At 60.7% G+C, this 17,197-nt stretch carries 14 protein-coding genes, 1 pseudogene and 1 other annotated feature; of the genes and pseudogenes, 8 read left to right on the top strand and 7 right to left on the bottom strand.

The features are described from left to right. The first annotated feature begins 112 nt into the window (after nt 1–112). The 3 genes and pseudogenes from ON753_RS25540 (at nt 113) to ON753_RS25530 (ending at nt 4,415) form a co-directional block, all read left to right on the top strand. Entirely contained in the window at nt 113–1,810 is a 1,698-nt protein-coding gene (locus tag ON753_RS25540; protein ID WP_265966795.1) for a cation:proton antiporter, read from the top strand. A 126-nt stretch (nt 1,811–1,936) separates the two neighbouring features. Beyond that, nucleotides 1,937–1,994 (top strand) — a sequence feature (sul1 is cis-regulatory element that is thought to sense ions involved in sulfur or methionine metabolism; They are found in Alphaproteobacteria). Between the two features lie 65 nt (nt 1,995–2,059). Next, a pseudogene (locus ON753_RS25535) lies at nt 2,060–3,549 on the top strand (SulP family inorganic anion transporter). Between the two features lie 11 nt (nt 3,550–3,560). Further along, entirely contained in the window at nt 3,561–4,415 is an 855-nt protein-coding gene (locus ON753_RS25530) for a universal stress protein (RefSeq protein ID WP_265966793.1), read from the top strand. Between the two features lie 81 nt (nt 4,416–4,496). Here the strand turns inward: ON753_RS25530 and ON753_RS25525 are convergent, their stop codons facing one another. Continuing rightward, nucleotides 4,497–4,973 carry an RNA polymerase sigma factor gene (locus tag ON753_RS25525; protein WP_265966790.1) on the bottom strand — a complete coding sequence of 159 codons (477 nt, stop codon included), beginning with the start codon at nt 4,971–4,973 and terminating at the stop codon, nt 4,497–4,499. Between the two features lie 325 nt (nt 4,974–5,298). On the opposite strand from ON753_RS25525, the gene ON753_RS25520 reads away from it, so the two are divergent. Both ON753_RS25520 and ON753_RS25515 read left to right on the top strand, forming a co-directional pair. After that, on the top strand, nt 5,299–5,661 hold the full coding sequence (locus tag ON753_RS25520; RefSeq protein WP_265966788.1) for a hypothetical protein: 363 nt from the start codon (nt 5,299–5,301) through the stop codon (nt 5,659–5,661). A 346-nt stretch (nt 5,662–6,007) separates the two neighbouring features. Further along, entirely contained in the window at nt 6,008–6,448 is a 441-nt protein-coding gene (locus ON753_RS25515) for a DUF3775 domain-containing protein (RefSeq protein WP_265966786.1), read from the top strand. A gap of 47 nt (nt 6,449–6,495) precedes the next feature. On the opposite strand, the gene ON753_RS25510 is transcribed toward ON753_RS25515, so the two are convergent. Continuing rightward, nucleotides 6,496–6,966: a hypothetical protein gene (locus ON753_RS25510; protein ID WP_265966784.1), complete on the bottom strand. Its 471-nt coding sequence runs from the start codon at nt 6,964–6,966 to the stop codon at nt 6,496–6,498. A gap of 560 nt (nt 6,967–7,526) precedes the next feature. Here ON753_RS25510 and ON753_RS25505 point away from each other — a divergent pair. Together ON753_RS25505 and ON753_RS25500 are read left to right on the top strand one after the other, a co-directional pair. Continuing rightward, nucleotides 7,527–8,216: a dienelactone hydrolase family protein gene (locus ON753_RS25505; protein WP_265966782.1), complete on the top strand. Its 690-nt coding sequence runs from the start codon at nt 7,527–7,529 to the stop codon at nt 8,214–8,216. Between the two features lie 63 nt (nt 8,217–8,279). Beyond that, on the top strand, nt 8,280–9,233 hold the full coding sequence (locus tag ON753_RS25500; protein ID WP_265966780.1) for a CAP domain-containing protein: 954 nt from the start codon (nt 8,280–8,282) through the stop codon (nt 9,231–9,233). A 4-nt stretch (nt 9,234–9,237) separates the two neighbouring features. Here ON753_RS25500 and ON753_RS25495 read toward each other — a convergent pair whose 3' ends face one another. After that, a complete protein-coding gene (locus tag ON753_RS25495; protein ID WP_265966779.1) occupies nt 9,238–10,038 on the bottom strand; it encodes a hypothetical protein in 801 nt (266 codons plus the stop codon). 173 nt (nt 10,039–10,211) lie between these two features. Here ON753_RS25495 and ON753_RS25490 point away from each other — a divergent pair, with 173 nt between their 5' ends. After that, nucleotides 10,212–10,529: a hypothetical protein gene (locus ON753_RS25490; protein WP_265966777.1), complete on the top strand. Its 318-nt coding sequence runs from the start codon at nt 10,212–10,214 to the stop codon at nt 10,527–10,529. A 40-nt stretch (nt 10,530–10,569) separates the two neighbouring features. Here ON753_RS25490 and ON753_RS25485 read toward each other — a convergent pair whose 3' ends face one another. From ON753_RS25485 to ON753_RS25470, 4 genes are all read right to left on the bottom strand, one after another. Further along, entirely contained in the window at nt 10,570–12,078 is a 1,509-nt protein-coding gene (locus tag ON753_RS25485) for a SpoVR family protein (protein ID WP_265966775.1), read from the bottom strand. Next, nucleotides 12,071–13,390, bottom strand: coding sequence for a YeaH/YhbH family protein (locus tag ON753_RS25480; protein WP_265966773.1), 1,320 nt, complete (start codon nt 13,388–13,390; stop codon nt 12,071–12,073). The genes ON753_RS25485 and ON753_RS25480 overlap by 8 nt, the downstream gene beginning before the upstream one ends. A gap of 24 nt (nt 13,391–13,414) precedes the next feature. Continuing rightward, nucleotides 13,415–15,352: a PrkA family serine protein kinase gene (locus ON753_RS25475; protein WP_323054787.1), complete on the bottom strand. Its 1,938-nt coding sequence runs from the start codon at nt 15,350–15,352 to the stop codon at nt 13,415–13,417. A 129-nt stretch (nt 15,353–15,481) separates the two neighbouring features. Next, a complete protein-coding gene (locus ON753_RS25470) occupies nt 15,482–17,035 on the bottom strand; it encodes an OpgD/OpgG family glucan biosynthesis protein (protein ID WP_265966771.1) in 1,554 nt (517 codons plus the stop codon). Nucleotides 17,036–17,197: the final 162 nt, after the last annotated feature.

Genomic DNA, 17,197 nt, shown 5'->3' with positions numbered 1-17,197 from the left:
CGTCTTACCCTGACGCGCTCCGCGAGAGCGCCAGTTACAAGCCTGCGTAGCGTCGACCAGGCTCGGGAGAGGTAACGCGCGGAGCAAATTCTGAGCTGCTGCAAGGAGACATATGTCCGAAATCGTTTTCCAGGAAATCGCATTGCTTCTGCTCGGCGCGGCAGCCATCGGGCTGATCGGCTCCGTTCTGCGCCAACCCGCTATCGTCAGCTTCATCGCCGTCGGGATCGTGGCCGCTGCCTTTGTCGACAAGAGCCATGAGACGGCGAACCAGATCCGTTTCCTGGCCGAGCTCGGCATCGCGCTTCTCCTGTTCCTGGTCGGGCTGAAACTCGACTGGCGCCTTGTCAAGACACTCGGACCGGTCGCGCTCGCCACCGGCATCGGCCAGGTGGTCTTCACGGCAGGTATCGGCTTCTTGATCGGCCTCGCGCTTGGATTCAACTGGTTGACCAGCCTCTACATCGCGACTGCCCTGACGTTCTCCTCCACGATCATCGTCGTGAAGCTGTTGAGCGACAAGCGTGAACTGGAGACGCTGCACGGCCGCATAGCCCTCGGTTTCCTGATCGTTCAGGACATCATCGTCGTCATCGCCATGGTTATCCTGTCAACGATCGGCATTGGGGTCGCCGAAGGGGGCAGCGGCCTTGCCGACCTGGGCATCGTCCTCGGGTCGCTGGTGGCCGTGATCGTGATCCTGATCCTGTTCGTGCGCTACGTTGCCGATCCCCTGATGGCACGGCTCGCCCGCACGCCGGAACTTCTGGTCATCGCCTCCATCGGATGGGCGGCAACCGCTGCCGCGATCGGTGAAGCGGTCGGGCTCGGCAAGGAACTGGGCGGCCTCGCCGCCGGCGTCTCCATCGGTTCAACCCCGTATCGCGACATGGTATCGGCACGGCTTTCCGCGCTTAGGGACTTCCTGCTCCTGTTCTTTTTCCTGTCCATCGGCACGACGCTGGATTTTTCCACCCTTGGCCAGGACTTCATATACGCCGTCATCTATTCCGTGTTCGTGCTGATCGGCAATCCGCTGATCGTCATTCTCATCATGGGCCGGATGGGCTACCGCGCCCGTACCGGTTTCTTCGCCGGCCTGACGGTGGCGCAGATTTCCGAGTTCTCGCTCATCTTCATGGCCATGGGCCTGAGCCTCGGCCATGTCGACCAGTCCGCAACCGGGCTGGTCACGCTCGTCGGTCTCGTGACGATCGCGCTTTCCGTCTACATGATCACCTATTCGCAGCAGCTCTACGCCTGGTCCAGGCCCCTGCTGCGGCTGATCGATTTCGATCCCTGGCGGGAGGCGGCAGCCGAGGATGAAGAGGACAGTCCACCGGTGGATGTCATCGTCTTCGGGCTCGGCCGCTTCGGCAGCCAGTTGCTGCGCCGCCTTGAGGACGCCGGATACAACGTGCTGGGCATCGACCTCGACCCCAGAACGATCAGCCGTTTCACCGGCGAGGGGTACAGGGTCTGCTATGGAGACGTTACCGAGCAGGAATTCTGGACGGATCTTCCCCTGACCCAGGCTCGCTGGATCGTGCTTGCAGTGCCATATGGCACGATCCTGCTGACGGAGACCGATCCGCAGAGCGGGCTTTTCACCGCCCTGAGCACCCACCGCTTCGCCGGGCGGGTCGCGATCACCGCCCGTGACGAGGCGGAAGCCGCCCGCCTCAAGGAAAACGGAGGCGTGGACCTTGTGCTTTATCCCTTCGACGAGGCCGCGATGTCGGCAGCCAGGCAGATAACGGATCTGGACGAGCAACTCGGAAACGATGCCAGGGCGGAGGTCCGCGAGTAAAGACGATGGCAGACGTCACAGGTCTGCCGGAGCGATCCTGGATGATGGGTCTACGGTGAATTACGTAGGCACAGTGCCGTTCGGGGCTTGGCTTTTGCAGTGCAGCACGCTATGAGACTGGCACCACAAGGACCCGGGTGAGATTCCCGGGTGGCTCTTCCGGCCGCCGATCCGCCGGACAACCCGAGATAACTTTCCCGTAAGCCGCAGCGGCACATTCGCTACGGACAACCGGACTTTGGGCTGTTTATGTTTTCCTTCCTGCAATACCGAAACCAATGGACGGGCAACGTCCGGGCCGACCTGCTGTCGGGCCTTGTCGTGGCGCTCGCCCTGATCCCGGAGGCGATTGCCTTCTCCATCATTGCCGGCGTCGATCCGAAGGTCGGTCTCTACGCATCCTTCTCCATCGCCGTGATCACCGCGATCGCCGGCGGCCGGCCGGGCATGATTTCCGCCGCCACCGCCGCAACGGCGGTGCTGATGGTGACACTGGTAAGAGACCACGGACTGCAATACCTGCTGGCCGCGACCGTCCTTGCCGGTCTCCTTCAGATCGGTGCAGGATTTCTGAAGCTCGGCTACGTGATGCGCTTCGTCTCGCGCTCCGTCATGACCGGTTTCGTCAATGCGCTGGCCATCCTGATCTTCATGGCCCAGTTGCCCGAACTGGATCCCTCGCTCGTCCCGCCCCTGACCTTTGCGCTCGTCGCGGCCGGACTGGCGATCATCTACCTCTTCCCGCGCGTGACGAAGATCATTCCCTCACCGCTCGTGACCATCGTCGTGCTCACCGCCCTGACGATGCTGTTCGGATGGGACGTGCGCACCGTCGCCGACATGGGAGAACTGCCCGACACGCTGCCCGTCTTCCTGATCCCGGACATTCTGCTGACTTTCGAGACGCTGCGGATCATCTTCCCCTATTCCGTCGCGGTCGCCGTAGTCGGCCTGCTGGAGAGCCTGATGACCCAGCAACTCGTCGACGATCTTACCGACACGTCGTCAAACCGGAACCAGGAATGCATCGGCCAGGGTCTTGCAAATACGGCAACCGGGTTCATCGGCGGCATGGCCGGCTGCGCCATGATCGGCCAGTCGATGATCAACGTGAAGTCCGGCGGCCGCGGCCGGCTGTCCTCTTTGCAGCCGGCGCCTTTCTCCTTTTCATGGTCGTCGCATTGGGCGACCTGGTCGGCCAGATCCCCATGCCCGCACTGGTGTCGATCATGATCATGGTGTCCATCGGCACCTTCTCCTGGAGTTCCATCAAGAACCTCAGGGAACATCCCCGCTCCTCCTCCATCGTCATGCTCGCGACCGTGTTCTTCGTGGTCTACACCCACAACCTTGCCATTGGCGTACTGGTCGGCGTGCTCCTGTCCGGTATTTTCTTTGCCTGGAAGATCGCCCAGCTCTTCCGCGTGACGACGACGATCAGCCCGGACGGCCGCCACCGGACCTACAAGGTCGAGGGCCAGTTGTTCTTCGCCTCGATCGAGGACTTCATGAAGGCGTTCGATTTCAAGGAAGCCCCCGAGAAAGTGACGATCGATGTCGGCCGCGCCCATATCTGGGATATTTCCTCCGTCGCGGCGCTGGACATGGCCGTCTTGAAATTCCGCCGCGAAGGTGCTGAGGTCGATATCATCGGCATGAACGAGGCATCGGAAACCATCGTCGACAGGCTTGCAATTCACGACAAGCCGGGCGCCATGGAAAACCTGCTCGGCCACTAGGGGAGGCACAAATGACCACAGGAACACTTATTGCCCTGGTGGACGGGTCGAAATATTCCGAAAGCGTCTGCCACTACGCGGCCTGGATCGCAAAGCGGACCGGAGCCACGGTGAAAATCTACCACGTGCTCGGCCGCCGCGAAGGCGTCGCAAGCCAGAACCTGAGCGGCGCCATCGAACTCGGCGCCCGATCCCACATTCTGGAGGAACTGAGCGAACTCGATGCACAGCGCGCGAAGCTCGCCCAGGCCCAGGGCCGCGCTATCCTCGAAGATGCCAGGGCGATAGTCGAAGCCGATGGCGTCAACGTGGAAACCCGGCTGCGGCAGGGCGACCTCGTCGAGACGGTTCTCGCCAAGGAAGACACCGGCGACATGATCGTCATCGGCAAGCGCGGTGAAGCGGCTGATTTCGCCAGGCTGCATCTCGGCTCCAACCTGGAGCGCGTCGTCCGCTCCAGCCACAAGCCGGTGTTCGTCGCCAATCGCGAGTTCAAGCCGGTCACCAAAGTGCTGATTGCCTTTGACGGCGGACAGTCCTCACTGAAGGCCGTGGATTACCTGGCCCGGCACAAGCTGCTGGCGGGCCTGCCCGTCACGCTGGCCTTCGCGGGTGCGGAAACTGCGGAGATCCGCAAATCGCTGGAAAGTGCCAAGGCAACGCTGGCGGCCGGCGGCTTCGACGCCGCGATCGTCATCGACAACGGCAAGCCGGAAGCGACGCTGGCCAGGCTGGTGGAAGAGCAGCACTACGACCTGATCGTCATGGGCGCCTACGGCCACTCGCGCATCCGCAATCTGATCATCGGCTCGACCACCACGGAAATGGTGCGCACGTGCAAGGTGCCGATCCTCTTGATGCGGTGACACGGTTGGCAGATCCGGCCAACCGCATGACCTGACGGTCGGCAGGGCGTCAGCGTAAGGCTCTGGATCTAGTGAGAGGTGTCAGCCGAGAGACTCTCGGGCGCGTGACAGGCGGCTTTTGACGGTCCCGATGGCGACACCGGTCTGAAATGCGATCTGCGCATGGGAAAGCCCGCCAAAGGCGCTGAGCTGCAAGGTGGTACGCTCCTCCGGACGCAGCTTTTCCATCGCCCTGACGACCTCGTCCAGTTCGAGACACTGCTCCTGAGAGGGGGCGAGCGAAACGCCTTCGTACCAGTCCTCAAGGGAGACCTGCCGTCCCTGCCGACCGAATTTGCGGCACTCGTCCAGGAAGGCGTTCCGGACAATGGCAAACAGCCAGGGGCGCAACACCGCGCCATCTTTGAACTGGGACCTGCTTCGCAGCGCCCGCTCGAGAGCTGTCTGCATAAGATCGTCCCCGGCATCCCGAGAACCGGTCATAGCTTTCGCAAAGCGGCGCAAATGCGGAATCTCCGCCTGCATTTCTTCCACGAAGGTATCTGCTCCACCGGCCATCTCACTCTCCATTTTACTAGCGGCACAATGGGTATGTAAGTTCAAGAAACGCGATTACGAACTACATACAAGGATACTCTCGCTTATTTGAGAATAATAATGGCCAGAATAAAGCGAAGACACAAAAACGTTGTTTCTGGTTACTTCAGGTGAACTCCGTATTGCCGTTCTCGGTCCGGCCCGCTCATTTTTTCGTGCTTGTTATTTGACCGCAAGCAAGGGAACCCGGACAGCAGGTGGTCGTAAATACCGTCTCAGGCAGCCAGCGGCGCGACGGGTCGCACCCGCACTGAAGCCTGTGAGAGAACCCATTGAGGAGAAAACCATGCATACGAGCAAAAAACTTCTGTCTATCCTGGCAACCGCCGCCGTTTTGTCCGGCGCATCTGTCGCTACCGCACAGGCCGACAATCTCTTCGACCGCTACGGCGATGCCACCGGCAACAGGCCTCTATCCATTTACCAGCAGCAGGAATTCAATGCCAAAGCACTGCGCGATGCAGCCGGCAACCGGTTGCTGATCCTGCAGCATGTCGGCACATTGAACGGAGAGGAACCGCTGAGCCAGGATCTGCAAAAGGAAAGCATTGCGAAGATACATGCCGCCGGGACCAGCAACGCGCGGCACGCCATGCCATTCCAGGGTGACTGGAACGGGACGGCCAAGGCCGGTTTCCCGCACCGGTAAGCGGAAGGCCCATTCCCGACGACAAATGGCCGCGTATGATGCGCGGCCTTTCTTCGTTCGCCCGCCAAGACGCCCGCAAACGGTCAGTAGGCTCCCAGGCCGGCGGCCCCCTTTGCAGCATCGACGCTGTAAAGGGGAAAGGAAATCCTGTGGCAGGTAGTCACGGACACCTGTCGTCACTATGATCGCGTGCCGCGCCTCTCTCTACCGCAAGCTGAATGCGTGCTATGATGGTCGAAGGCCGCTTGACCAGCATCAATGCCGGCGCGCCGGGTGGGAGTCCGTGTAATTGAATGGACCGGGCCCGGTGAAAACCGGAACCGCGATCGATTTAAGGACAAAGGCAATGAAACGCGGACACGTTGTCGACGCAGGTCAGACCGAACTCGCGATTCCGCTGGAAAAGGTCTGCTATATCATTTTCAAGGCGCGTGAGCTGGATGCCAAGGACGTCGTGACGGAGCCGGACCCGGGATCCAACCCGAGCGACGACAATGATTTGGCGGTTCTGGAAGACCACCCGGACGATCCGGTGAGTGAAGAACTGACGTCCCTGATCAGCAACCTGTCAGTAGACGAGCAGATCGACCTGGTGGCGCTGATGTGGCTGGGCCGGGAAGATTATTCGAGCGAGGACTGGGAACAGGTCCGCTCGGAAGCGGCCGATGCGCATAACGAACGAACGGCGGAATATCTGTGCGGCCACCCGTTGTTGGCGGATTACCTTTCCGACGCCCTGTCGATGCTCAACCATTCCTGCACCGACTACGAAATGGATCATCTTTAGACTGTCCGGCCGGTAAGGCCGCCGACAGGCGTGCTCCAGTACCGGGTTCAGGGCCTCTGCCGCGCCGGCGAGACGCGATGCCGGTCGTTCAGGACGTCTCCCAGGAACCGCGTCGCCCGAGCCTGCGCCGCTGCGTCCCTGACGGTTGCGGTAACGTAGACGGTTCCCCGGCCCGGCAGGAGGAACGTGTCGTAGAAGGTCTCGAGGTCGATTTCATCCTCACCGTCTTCAACGTCCTGATCCGAGATGCTCAGCCCCGGCTCGTCCTCGACCAGCACGGAGATCGACCAGCCTTCCTTCTCGCTTCCAGGACGGATCTCGAGGCTCGCCACGGTCGCAATTTCGCTGAGGTCTTCCTCTTCGGCATCGCCAATCAGGAATTCCGGCCGCTTGTCGAACGTGCGAACCTCCCGTCCGCAGCTTGCCCATGTCTTCAGCCGTGAAGGCTTTTGGGCAAGCTCGGCCCTTGTCCAGAATACCAGTTGCTCCGGATCGATTTCCAACGTGTAGCTTCGCATCGCACCGCTCCGATCTGTACCGCCGGCAGGAGCCCGGCTTGACCTTAACCTCGTGTTCCCTATCTGCCATCGTGATCCGCCCGACTTGATACGCCGGTGCCATCCCGATCAATTTTGCGCCTGGCAAAGTAATACCAACCGTCATTGATTATGACCCATCTGACCGAGTTTTTGGACCGTCCGGCGAGGAGCGCTTCGCAGGGCGATGCGGGGCATCGGCCAAGAAGCGCGACGATGTCCGGGCGTTTCGAAAACACGGCCTTCGGTGGACCATATAGGCCCGCCGGACGTCGTTGCATCGCTTGCCCGACCGGACGGTCGAGCTGCGCGACGCGCCTCGCCGGCAAACCGATATGGTCCATCAGATGAGTCATAATCAATGACGGTTGGTATAACAGGTCATTCGGGGCAGAACGTTGACCGCGGCCGACCCGAAACCCCGGAGGCGCAGAGCACGCGGGGAACGGAAGACACCGCGGAACCTTGCCGGCACCAGGACAGTTTTACCTTCGAGCACCGGCAGACCCGGCATCACGGAACACTCTTCCAGTGAGGAGCAAATGTTTCCCACAGTCAACCGCCCTTTCACCAATGACAACGTGGCGATCGACACGGTCACCGTCAAGCCGCCCGGACTGCCCGGCATCTTGAGAATACCGGAACCGGCTCAGGGTCTGGTGGTCTTCGCCCATGGCAGCGGATCGAGCCGCATGAGCCCGCGCAACAACCAGGTTGCGGAAGGGCTGGCGGAGGCGGGGCACGCCACGCTGCTGTTCGACCTCCTGCGCCCGGACGAAGCCGCGGACCGCGCGAATGTCTTCGACGTCGCCCTTCTGGCCGACAGGCTGGTCAGCGGCGTCGAATGGGTGATGAAAGAGGACAGGACCGCCGGTCTCCCCATCGGCCTCTTCGGCGCGAGCACCGGCGCCGCCGCGGCACTGATCGCCGCCGCAACCCTCGGCGACCGCGTTTCGGCAGTGGTCTCGCGCGGCGGCCGGCCCGATCTTGCCGTGGAAGTCTTCGACCGGGTGAATGCACCCACGCTGCTGATCGTCGGTGGCGCCGACACGGAAGTGCTCAAACTCAACGAAGAAGCGCTGAAGCGCCTGGGTTGCACCAAGGGCCTTGCCGTCATTCCCGATGCCACGCATCTCTTTGAGGAACCGGGAGCCCTCAAGGAAGTGATCAGGGAGGCGTCCGGCTGGTTTTCCCGCTATCTGACGCGCGAAGACCGCGCACCACGACAGTAATTCGAACCGGCCGCGGCGGCTCTGGTCTGGCGTAAGGCCGAGCCCCTAAACGGAGAATGCCCCATGCCCATTGCCCCTCCAGCAACCCTGCTCATGGCGTCGGCCCTGCTGGCCTGGACCGGGATCTCGGCCGCGGCCCAGGAGACCGGAGATCTGGCAGCCCTTCGAAAGGAAGCCTTGAACGAGGTCAACCAGGTCCGGCAGGAGCACGGCCTCACAACACTCGAGACGAGCCGCGTGCTCGATGAAGCGGCGCAGGCCCATGCGGTCGACATGATTGAGGAAAACTACTACGCGCATGTCTCCCCGGACGGTGAGGCACCGCGAGACCGGTTTCTGGAGCACGGCGGCAGTCGCTGGAAAGTGGTGAGAGAGAACATAGCCCGATGCAGCAACTGCCCGGTACCGCCGACCCTGGAGCGGGTGCGGTCATTTCAGCAGGGCTGGATGAACAGTCCTGAGCACCGGGACAATATCCTTGCCGAAGGCCTGGAGAGTTTCGGCTTCGGGATCGCGGGCGAAGGAGGCCAGGTTTTTGCCGTCCAGACCTTTTCCGGGCCGGGGACACCGCGCGGACTTCAGGCCGGCGAAGAACCCACCCGCCTCGACACCGGGGAACTGGATGACCGCGCCGTCGAAGCCGTCAACCGCGCAAGGGAGCAGCAGGGCCTTCAGCCCGTGTCGCCGAACCCGGCACTCAGCCGGGCTGCCGAAAAGCTTCTCCCCGAGCCGGGTTCCTCCGACACGCTCGCAAGCGGGCAGCACCAGCTCTTCGACCTCCTGCCGCAGGAGGACCGCCGCTCCTGGGCCGGCCTTCAGGTTCTCGCGGCATCCTGCGGCGGATGCGGTACCTTTGCCACGGCCGAGGACGTCACCGGCTTCGTGGACCAGTGGCTGGACAATCCCCAGCACAGATCCACGCTTCTGAGCGGTAACATTGACGACATGGGCTTTGCCATGCTGACCAATGGCGAGGGCCGAAAGGTCGCCATCGCCGTTGCCGGCCGGCAACGGTGAAGCGTCAGGGAAGAGTTGCCGGCGCCATGTCCTCGACGTTTGTTTCCTCGGCACCTGCAGAAGTTGCGGTACGAGTAACGCTCTGAAGCGAACTATATTGCTCGAGATATGCTTTGATCCACTTGACCGGGCCATAGCTGAAGCGTTTGGGCTTGCCCCAGAAGCCCAGCCTTACATCCGCAAGCTCGCGCATCTTTGGCTCTCCGTGAAAGACAATGATGATTGCTGAGCGATCACGGAGCGCCCGTTCGTAGCCGTTCAAGAACAGACAGATTGGAAAATAGTGGCCGTAGAACTTGAACGAAGGACACCAGGCCAGCGGGAAGCGCCATGAGTTCTTGGCAAACTTGCTGACGTAGTTCTGGTCGTTCCCGCCGATCGGGTGTTTGAAATCATGAAACAGGTGCCGTTGGCTTTCTGGCCTGAAAGCCACGACCGATGAGTTCCCCAGCTTGTCCGGATGGAACCATTTGGGCAGGAACCGCCAGCCGAAGGCGGGACGTTTCGCCATCAGGAACAGCGCATCTTCCTTTTTCACACAGTCGACCAGAGGAGCGAGTTGACCAACCACGGCAATGTCCAGGTCAAGAAACAGGGCATAGTCATAAGCGCCGGAAATCTCGTCGCTGTACGCGATCAGCTTTGGCCAACAACCGCCTGTATGCATGCCTCTTTCGAGAAGCTGTTGAAGATTCAGCGGCCTGACTGTGATGCTGTCCGCCAGGCCTTCCGGATCATCAGTAACACAGACAAAGTCATGCTCGTATTCGAGGTGATTTCTTGTTGCGTTCGCCAGTATGTTCACATCATCTGCGGAATACCGGCTTCCCCATTTGACACAGATTACAACTATTCTATTTTTATTATTCATAAGCCATATACAGTATAGTTAAACATTATCCGAAGACTACAGTGCGGATGCTGATCCGGTTCTAAGGCAATCTCGTGCGGGAGGAGAGTGGCGGCCTGGAGCTGTGCATGGATCATGACGTGACTGCATTGGACTTCGACCTGAATTTTGTTGTCGCAAAAAAGATGATTTTGGCGGAGTTATGCGTGACCAAGCAAGTTGTGTCCAGAGCCTTTGCCAGGAATGGGGATTATAGTCACCGGTTTGTTGCGGTGGCCTCGGGCGCGGAGCCATTGAAGGCGCCGCCGGATCAATCTGGGTCAATGGGGAATTCGAACAAGACACGCGCCGCTGGCCGCTTTGCCTGTATCCGTTCAAGGTTCAGCGGTTTAGGTATGGCCCATCGGCCGCAGAAGCAGCGCAACCGGGACAGGGAGCGTCATTGATCTTCCCGGCGACAAACGAACGCTTCGACAATCCGCCCCGTCAGAGCGTCGCCTCCACCTCTTCAAGCTTGACCTTATAGCCCCAGAGCCGCTCGACATATTTGAGCGTCGCGTCCCTGCTGGCGGCGTCCAGCGGCACCCGGTCGCGCTTTATGACGCGCATATGCAGGCAGCGGTCCCCCAGAAGGTCGGCATCGACGATCTGGATGTCCGGGTCCGTGTTGGATATGTCGTGGTTGCGCGCTAGCACATCCCTGAGATGCCGGTAGCCGCTCGTGTCGTGGATGCCGGTCACGGTGAGGTGTGAATCCCCGGTCTCATCGGTCAGGGCGAACATCCGGAACCGGCGCATCACCGCCGGGGACAGAAACTGCTGCAGGAAGCTTTCGTCGCGATAATTCGCCCAGGCGTATTTCAGCACGCTTCGCCAATCGCCCTTGCCCGCAATATCGGGAAACCATTCGCGGTCTTCCTCGCTCGGCTCCTCGCAGATGCGCCGGATGTCCTGCATCATCGCGAAGCCCAGCGCGTAAGGATTTATGCCGCTGAAACGCGGGTCGTCGAAATCCGGCTGTGTCAGCACGTTGGTGTGATTGTGCAGGATTTCCAGCATCGCCCCGTCGGACACGCGCCCTTCGGCATAGAGCTTGTTCAGGATGTAATAGTGAACGAAGCAGGCGCAGCCCTCGTTCATGACCTTGGTCTGTTTCTGCGGATAGAAATACTGGCTGACATTGCGCACGATCCTGAGGATCTCACGCTGCCAGGATTCCAGGATGGGGCTGTAGTGCTCCAGGAAATAGAGCAGGTTTTCCTCCGGCAGCTGCATCTCCCGCTTGCGCTCCTGGAGGGCGGCATCGATTTCCTCCTTGCTGCCCGGGATATCCGGGATCGTGTTCCAGAGGTAATAAACGTTCTGTTCGGCGGCCGCGATCCGTTCCCGGCGCTGTTCTTCCGCCTCCTGGAGAGATAGACGCCGCGGGCGGCGGTGCCGGAATACGCCGTAAGGCATCAGCGCGTGGGCCGCATCCAGGACCGCCTCGACCCTGCCCGGACCGTGCAACTCCTCGCAGCCGGCGATGTAGCGGCGCGCGTATTCCAGATAATCGAGAATCCCCTCCGCGTCGGTCCATTGCTGAAACAGATGATTGGACTTGAAGAAGTGGTTATGGCCGAAAGCGGCATGCGCCATCACGAGCGCCTGCAGCGGCATCGTGTTTTCTTCAAGACAGTAGCTGATGCAGGGATCGGAGTTGATGACGATCTCGTAGGCGAGCCCGCGCGCGCCCTTGCGGTAAAGCCGTTCATGGGAGAGGAAGTGCTTTCCGAACGACCAGTGCCGGTACATCAGCGGCATGCCTATGGAGGAATAGGCATCGAGCATCTGTTCCGAGGAGATGATCTCGATCTGGTTCGGATAGACATCGATTTCCAGATCTTTGCGGGCAACCTCTTCGATCGCGTCATAGGTTCGCCGCAGCCTGTCGAAGTCCCAGTCGACCTGCTCGAACAGCAGACCTGGTTTGGGCTTGCGGGTAACCTTAGCCATGGGGTTCTCCGGCGCGGCTGCGTGAAAAGAGTTCCCGGAAGACGGGATAGATATCGGAGACCCTGGCAACGCGCTTGCGCGCGAAATTGGGCCAGATGTCAACCACCTGGCGATAGGATTCCCAGAGCTCCATTCCACTTGCCTCGCTGTTGATCAGCTGGGCTTCGTCCTCGTCGACGATCTCGACATAAGCGAAATACTGGCAAATGCGCATGAGTTCCTGGGACAGGAGCCCGGCGCATTTGGCCGAGTCGCCGCTGAAATTCTCGCCGTCCGAGGCCTGCGCGGCATAGATGTTCCACTCCGAAGGCGAATAGCGCTCGCTGATGATCTCCTTCATCTTGACGAGCGCCGTGCTGACCACGGTGCCGCCCGTCTGGGGCGAATAGAAGAACGTCTCCTCGTCCACCTCGTCCGCGTCATGGGTGTGGCGGATGAAGACGATGTCCGTCTTTTCGTAGCGGCGCTCCAGAAACAGGTGCAGCAGCATGAAGAACCGCTTGGCCAGGTCCTTCTCGCGCTCCCCCATGGATGCCGAGACGTCCATGAGGCAGAACATCACCGCATTCGCGTTCGGCTCCGGCTGCTGCTGAAAGTAGTTGTAGCGCACGTCGAGCGGATCGATATAGGCGATCACCTTGCGCCGCCGGGTGACCTCGTCGCACTTGACCCGCAAGGCGGCAAGTTCCTTTTTCTGCTCTTCGGTCGGCGATGAGACCCGCTCCAGCTGGACGATCCGGTTCACCAGCTCCTGCGCCTCCTTGTCCTTCGGGCGCCTGAGGCCGATGCGTCGGCCGAACGCGTTGCGCATCGTGCGCGCCACGTTGATGTTTGCGGGCGATCCGGTGATGGAATATCCGGAGCGGCGCGGATGCGTGCGCGTAATCTCCTTGAGGCTCTGTTTCACCAGGTCGGGAAGTTCGAGATCCTCGAAAAAGAAGTCGAGGAATTCCTCTCGCGACAGCGCGAACAGGAAGTCGTCTTCCCCCTCGCCGGATTGCGCGCCCTGCCGGCCGCCGCCGCCCGCGCCGCCGCGCGGCTTGGCAATCCTGTCGCCGGTCTGGAAGGTTTTGTTGCCGGGAAACACCCGCTCGCGCCGCCCGCCTTCCTGTGCCTGGCGGAAGGTCGGCTCGGCGACCCCGCCCGTGGGCACGGAAACGCTCTTGCCGCGCCCCACATCGGCGATGCCGCGCTCGCGGACCGCTTCGTCAACCGCCTCCCTGATCTGAGCGCGAACCCGCTTGAGGAACCGCCGACGGTTGCTCAGGCTCTTGTCTTTCGGGTTCAGTCGGCGGTCGACGAAATGCGCCATAGTCTATCAGCCTCACCAGACCCGTTATCCTGCCTTGTTCACGCGCATGTACCATTCGACCAGCCGGCGCACCTGACGCTCGGTGTAGCCGTGACGGGTCATGCGCTCGACGAATTCGTGATGCTTTTCATCGGTCTTCTTGTCGCGCTTGGCACCGAAGCTGATCACCGGCAGGAGTTCTTCCACCTTGCCGAACATGCGCTTCTCGATGACCTGGCGAAGCTTTTCGTACCGGCGCCAGTCAGGGTTCTGGCCCTGGTTCTCGGCACGGGCCCGCAGGACGAACTTCACGACCTCGTTGCGGAAGTCCTTGGGATTGGAGACACCGGCCGGCTTTTCGATCTTCTCCAGTTCCTTTTCCAGAACCTCGCGATCGAAAATCTGTCCCGTGTCAGGATCCTTGTAGTCCTGCTCCTCGATCCACGCGTCGGCATAGGCGATGTAGCGGTCGAACAGGTTCTGCCCGTAGTCGGTATAGGATTCCAGATAGGCCTTCTGGATTTCGTTGCCGATAAACTCCGCATAATGCGTCGCCAGTTCCGATTTCAGGAAGTTGAGATATTTGCTCTCGGTCTCCTTGTCGAACTGCTCGCGCCGGACCGCCTGTTCAAGCACATACATCAGATGCACCGGATCGGCGGAGACCTCCTCCGTATCGTGGTTGAACGTCTCCGACAGAACCTTGAAGGCGAAGCGCGTTGAGATACCGTTCATGCCTTCGTCGACGCCCGCCGCATCGCGGTATTCCTGCATGGACTTGGCCTTCGGATCGCTGTCCTTCAGCATTTCGCCGTCATAGACCCGCAGCTTGGAATAGAGCGTCGAATTCTCGTGCTCATGCAGCCGGGTCAACACGCTGAAACGGGCCAGAAGCGGCAGGGTTTCAGGCGCGCAGGGCGCATCGGACAGCGCACTCTCGCTGAGGAGCTTGCCATAGATCTCCGACTCCGCGGAAGCGCGCAGGCAGTAGGGCACCTTCACCACGCTGATCCGGTCGAGAAACGCCTCATTGTTCTTGTTGGTCTTGAACTGGTACCACTCAGCCTCGTTGGAGTGGGCGATAATCAGTCCCTGATAGGGGAACGCGCCAATGTTCTCCGTGCCGACATAGGAGCCCTCCTGGGTCGCCGTCAGCAGCGGGTGCAGCACCTTGATCGGTGCCTTGAACATTTCCACGAACTCCATCAGCCCCTGGGTCGTGCGGTTGAGCGCGCCGGAGTAGCTGTAGGCGTCGGGATCGTTCTGGCTGAATTGCTCCAGTTTTCGAATGTCCAGCTTGCCGACCAGCGCGGAGACATCCTGGTTGTTCTCATCACCGGGCTCGGTCTTGGTCACCCCGATCTGCCGCAGCTTGGACGGGTAGAGCTTGACGATCGAGAACTTGGAAATGTCGCCTTCGAATTCGTCGAGGCGCTTTGCGGCCCAGGGGGAAATCAGCCCCGTCAGAAGCCGTTTGGGAATGTTGTACTTGTCCTGAAGCAGATCGCCCATGCGATCCGCATTGAAGAGACCGAGCGGCGATTCGAAGATGGGGCTGATCTCGTCGCCCGCCTTGAGCGCATAGATCGGCTCCTGCTCCATCAGCTGCTTGAGAATTTCGGCGATGCTGGACTTGCCGCCGCCCACCGGACCGAGCAGGTAGAGGATCTGCTTGCGCTCCTCCAGACCCTGGCTGGCATGACGGAAGAACCCGACGATGCGTTCGATCGTCGTCTCCATTCCATAAAGGCGCTCGAAGGGGGCATACCGTTTGATCGTCCGGTTCATGAAGATACGGCCGAGACGCTGGTCCTGGCTCGTATCGATGACCTCCGGTTCCCCGATCGCGGCGATCATCCGTTCGGCTGCTGTGGCGCGCATCATCGGATCGTCCCGACAGCCGAGAAGGTAGTCCTGGATTGTCAATTCTTCCAGGTTTCTTTGTCTGTAATCTTCAGCGAAACGTGTATAGATCTCCATCATTCAACTTCCATCGCTAGGCGACTCCGTAAAATCGGCTCCTTTACCTAACATGGGGTTATAGTCCGCTGGGGCAATTCAAAGTTTCGCGTTTGGCACAATTTTTTTCGCGTTTCGGAAGGAGGGCGGTTGCTATCGGGGCCTGGCCACCATTTGGTTGGAAATCTGTCCGAGCCACGTTTCCGAAAGAACGTCCTTCTCCGTTTTCAGATAGACCCGGGCCTCGATCGGATTGTCGTCGTTCACCCTGGCGTCGAATATCACCCTCCAGCGACTGGTCCCCACGACCGGCAGTACATAAGCATTAATCGGCTCTCCTTTCGAAAGTTCCACAACCGGCTCGATTTCATCCGCCGCTCTCTTTCCCTCAAGGGCCTTGCCGGCGAAATCGATGACGACCTTGATCTGGTCCGCCGGACGGGGCTGGCCGGGAACCCCGCCCTGCCCGACACGGGTCGCGGCCACCCGCGCGCCGCTGCGGGGCAGCGGGTGGCGATCGCGCCATGTCATCCGATAGGCGAATTGCCGTTCCTCCCCGGCTTGCGGAAGGTCTTCAGGCAGGAAATAGGCAACGATGTTGTCGTAGATCTCATCGTCGGTCGGCAGTTCCACAAGCTGGACCGCCCCCTTCCCGAAGGGCTCCCGGGGCTCGATCCAGACGGACGGACGCTTGTCGTAGAAGACACCGTCATCCTGGTAATTTGCGAAAGTCCGGTCGCGTTGCGCAAGACCGAATCCCTTCACGTTGTCCGTCTGAAACGTGGAGACCCGGATCTGTGAGGGATTGTTGAGCGGACGCCAGATTTCCTCTCCCGTTTCGCTGATGATCGCCAGCCCGTCGGTATCGTGAACCTCTGGCCGCCAGTCCAGACCCGTGGAGCGGTTGGTTTCCGAATACCAGTACATGCTGGTAAGGGGCGCAATGCCGAGCCGTTCCACCGGCTTGCGGAAGAACAGGTGACTGTCCACATCGATGACCTGCCCCTCGCCTTCCTCATTGTTCATGCTCATCCGATAGGCGCCGGTGACGGACGGGCTGTCCATGAGCGCATAGACGGTAAGCGTCTCGTCCTCCGAGGTGGCCGGCTCGAACCAGAATTCGGTAAACCGCGGAAACTCTTCTGGTGTCGACAGGCCGGTGTCGACGGCAAGCCCCCTGGCGGATTGCCCGTACTGGCGGGACTGGCCATCGGTGCGGAAATAGGCCGCGCCAAGGAACGATATCCAGTCCGTTTCCAGATCCGGTCTCATGACCCGAAAACCGGCAAAGCCGATATCGGACGGCAACTCCCGGGCCGGATTGTCGTCGGGTATGTCGAAATAGTCGGGCGAATAAAGAATTTCCCGGGCCTCCCCGTCGCGCACCTCATGCAGTGTCACCGGCTCCTTGAAAAAGCGCCCCAGGTGAAAGAACTGCAGGGGCACGCCCGGTGCAAGCTCGACCGTCTCTTCCTTGCGGAAGCCGATTTGCCAATGGGCATCATAATCGATGTCTTCAAGCGTCCGCGACGCCCGCACTTCCGGCTCCTGATACGGACGGGCCGCGGCCCGGCGCGCGGTCTCTGTCAGAATACCGAAGCTGAAAGGCCGCGGCTCGCCGCGCTCCGCCTCAAGTTCTCCGGCGCGCGCCTGAAAGGACACGATCATGGCTGCAAGCATGGCGACGAGGGAAAGGTGATTTCGCATGAGACCCCGGGACGTTTTGCTGGCTGCATTTGAAGGTCGGACACCGGGTTCGGCATCCGCGAACGAGAGACGGAAGGGCGCAACGAGAGGCTGCTCCTTCGCGTCACCGCTACTGCAACGCAGGAATGGGGCACCCTTAGGGCAGATCGGGCAGGCCGCCGA

Source organism: Roseibium salinum (genome assembly GCF_026240905.1).
Classification (GTDB): Bacteria; Pseudomonadota; Alphaproteobacteria; order Rhizobiales; family Stappiaceae; genus Roseibium; species Roseibium salinum.
The sequence above is the reverse complement of the archived record's forward strand: the minus strand, read 5'-3'. Positions and strand labels throughout refer to the sequence as shown.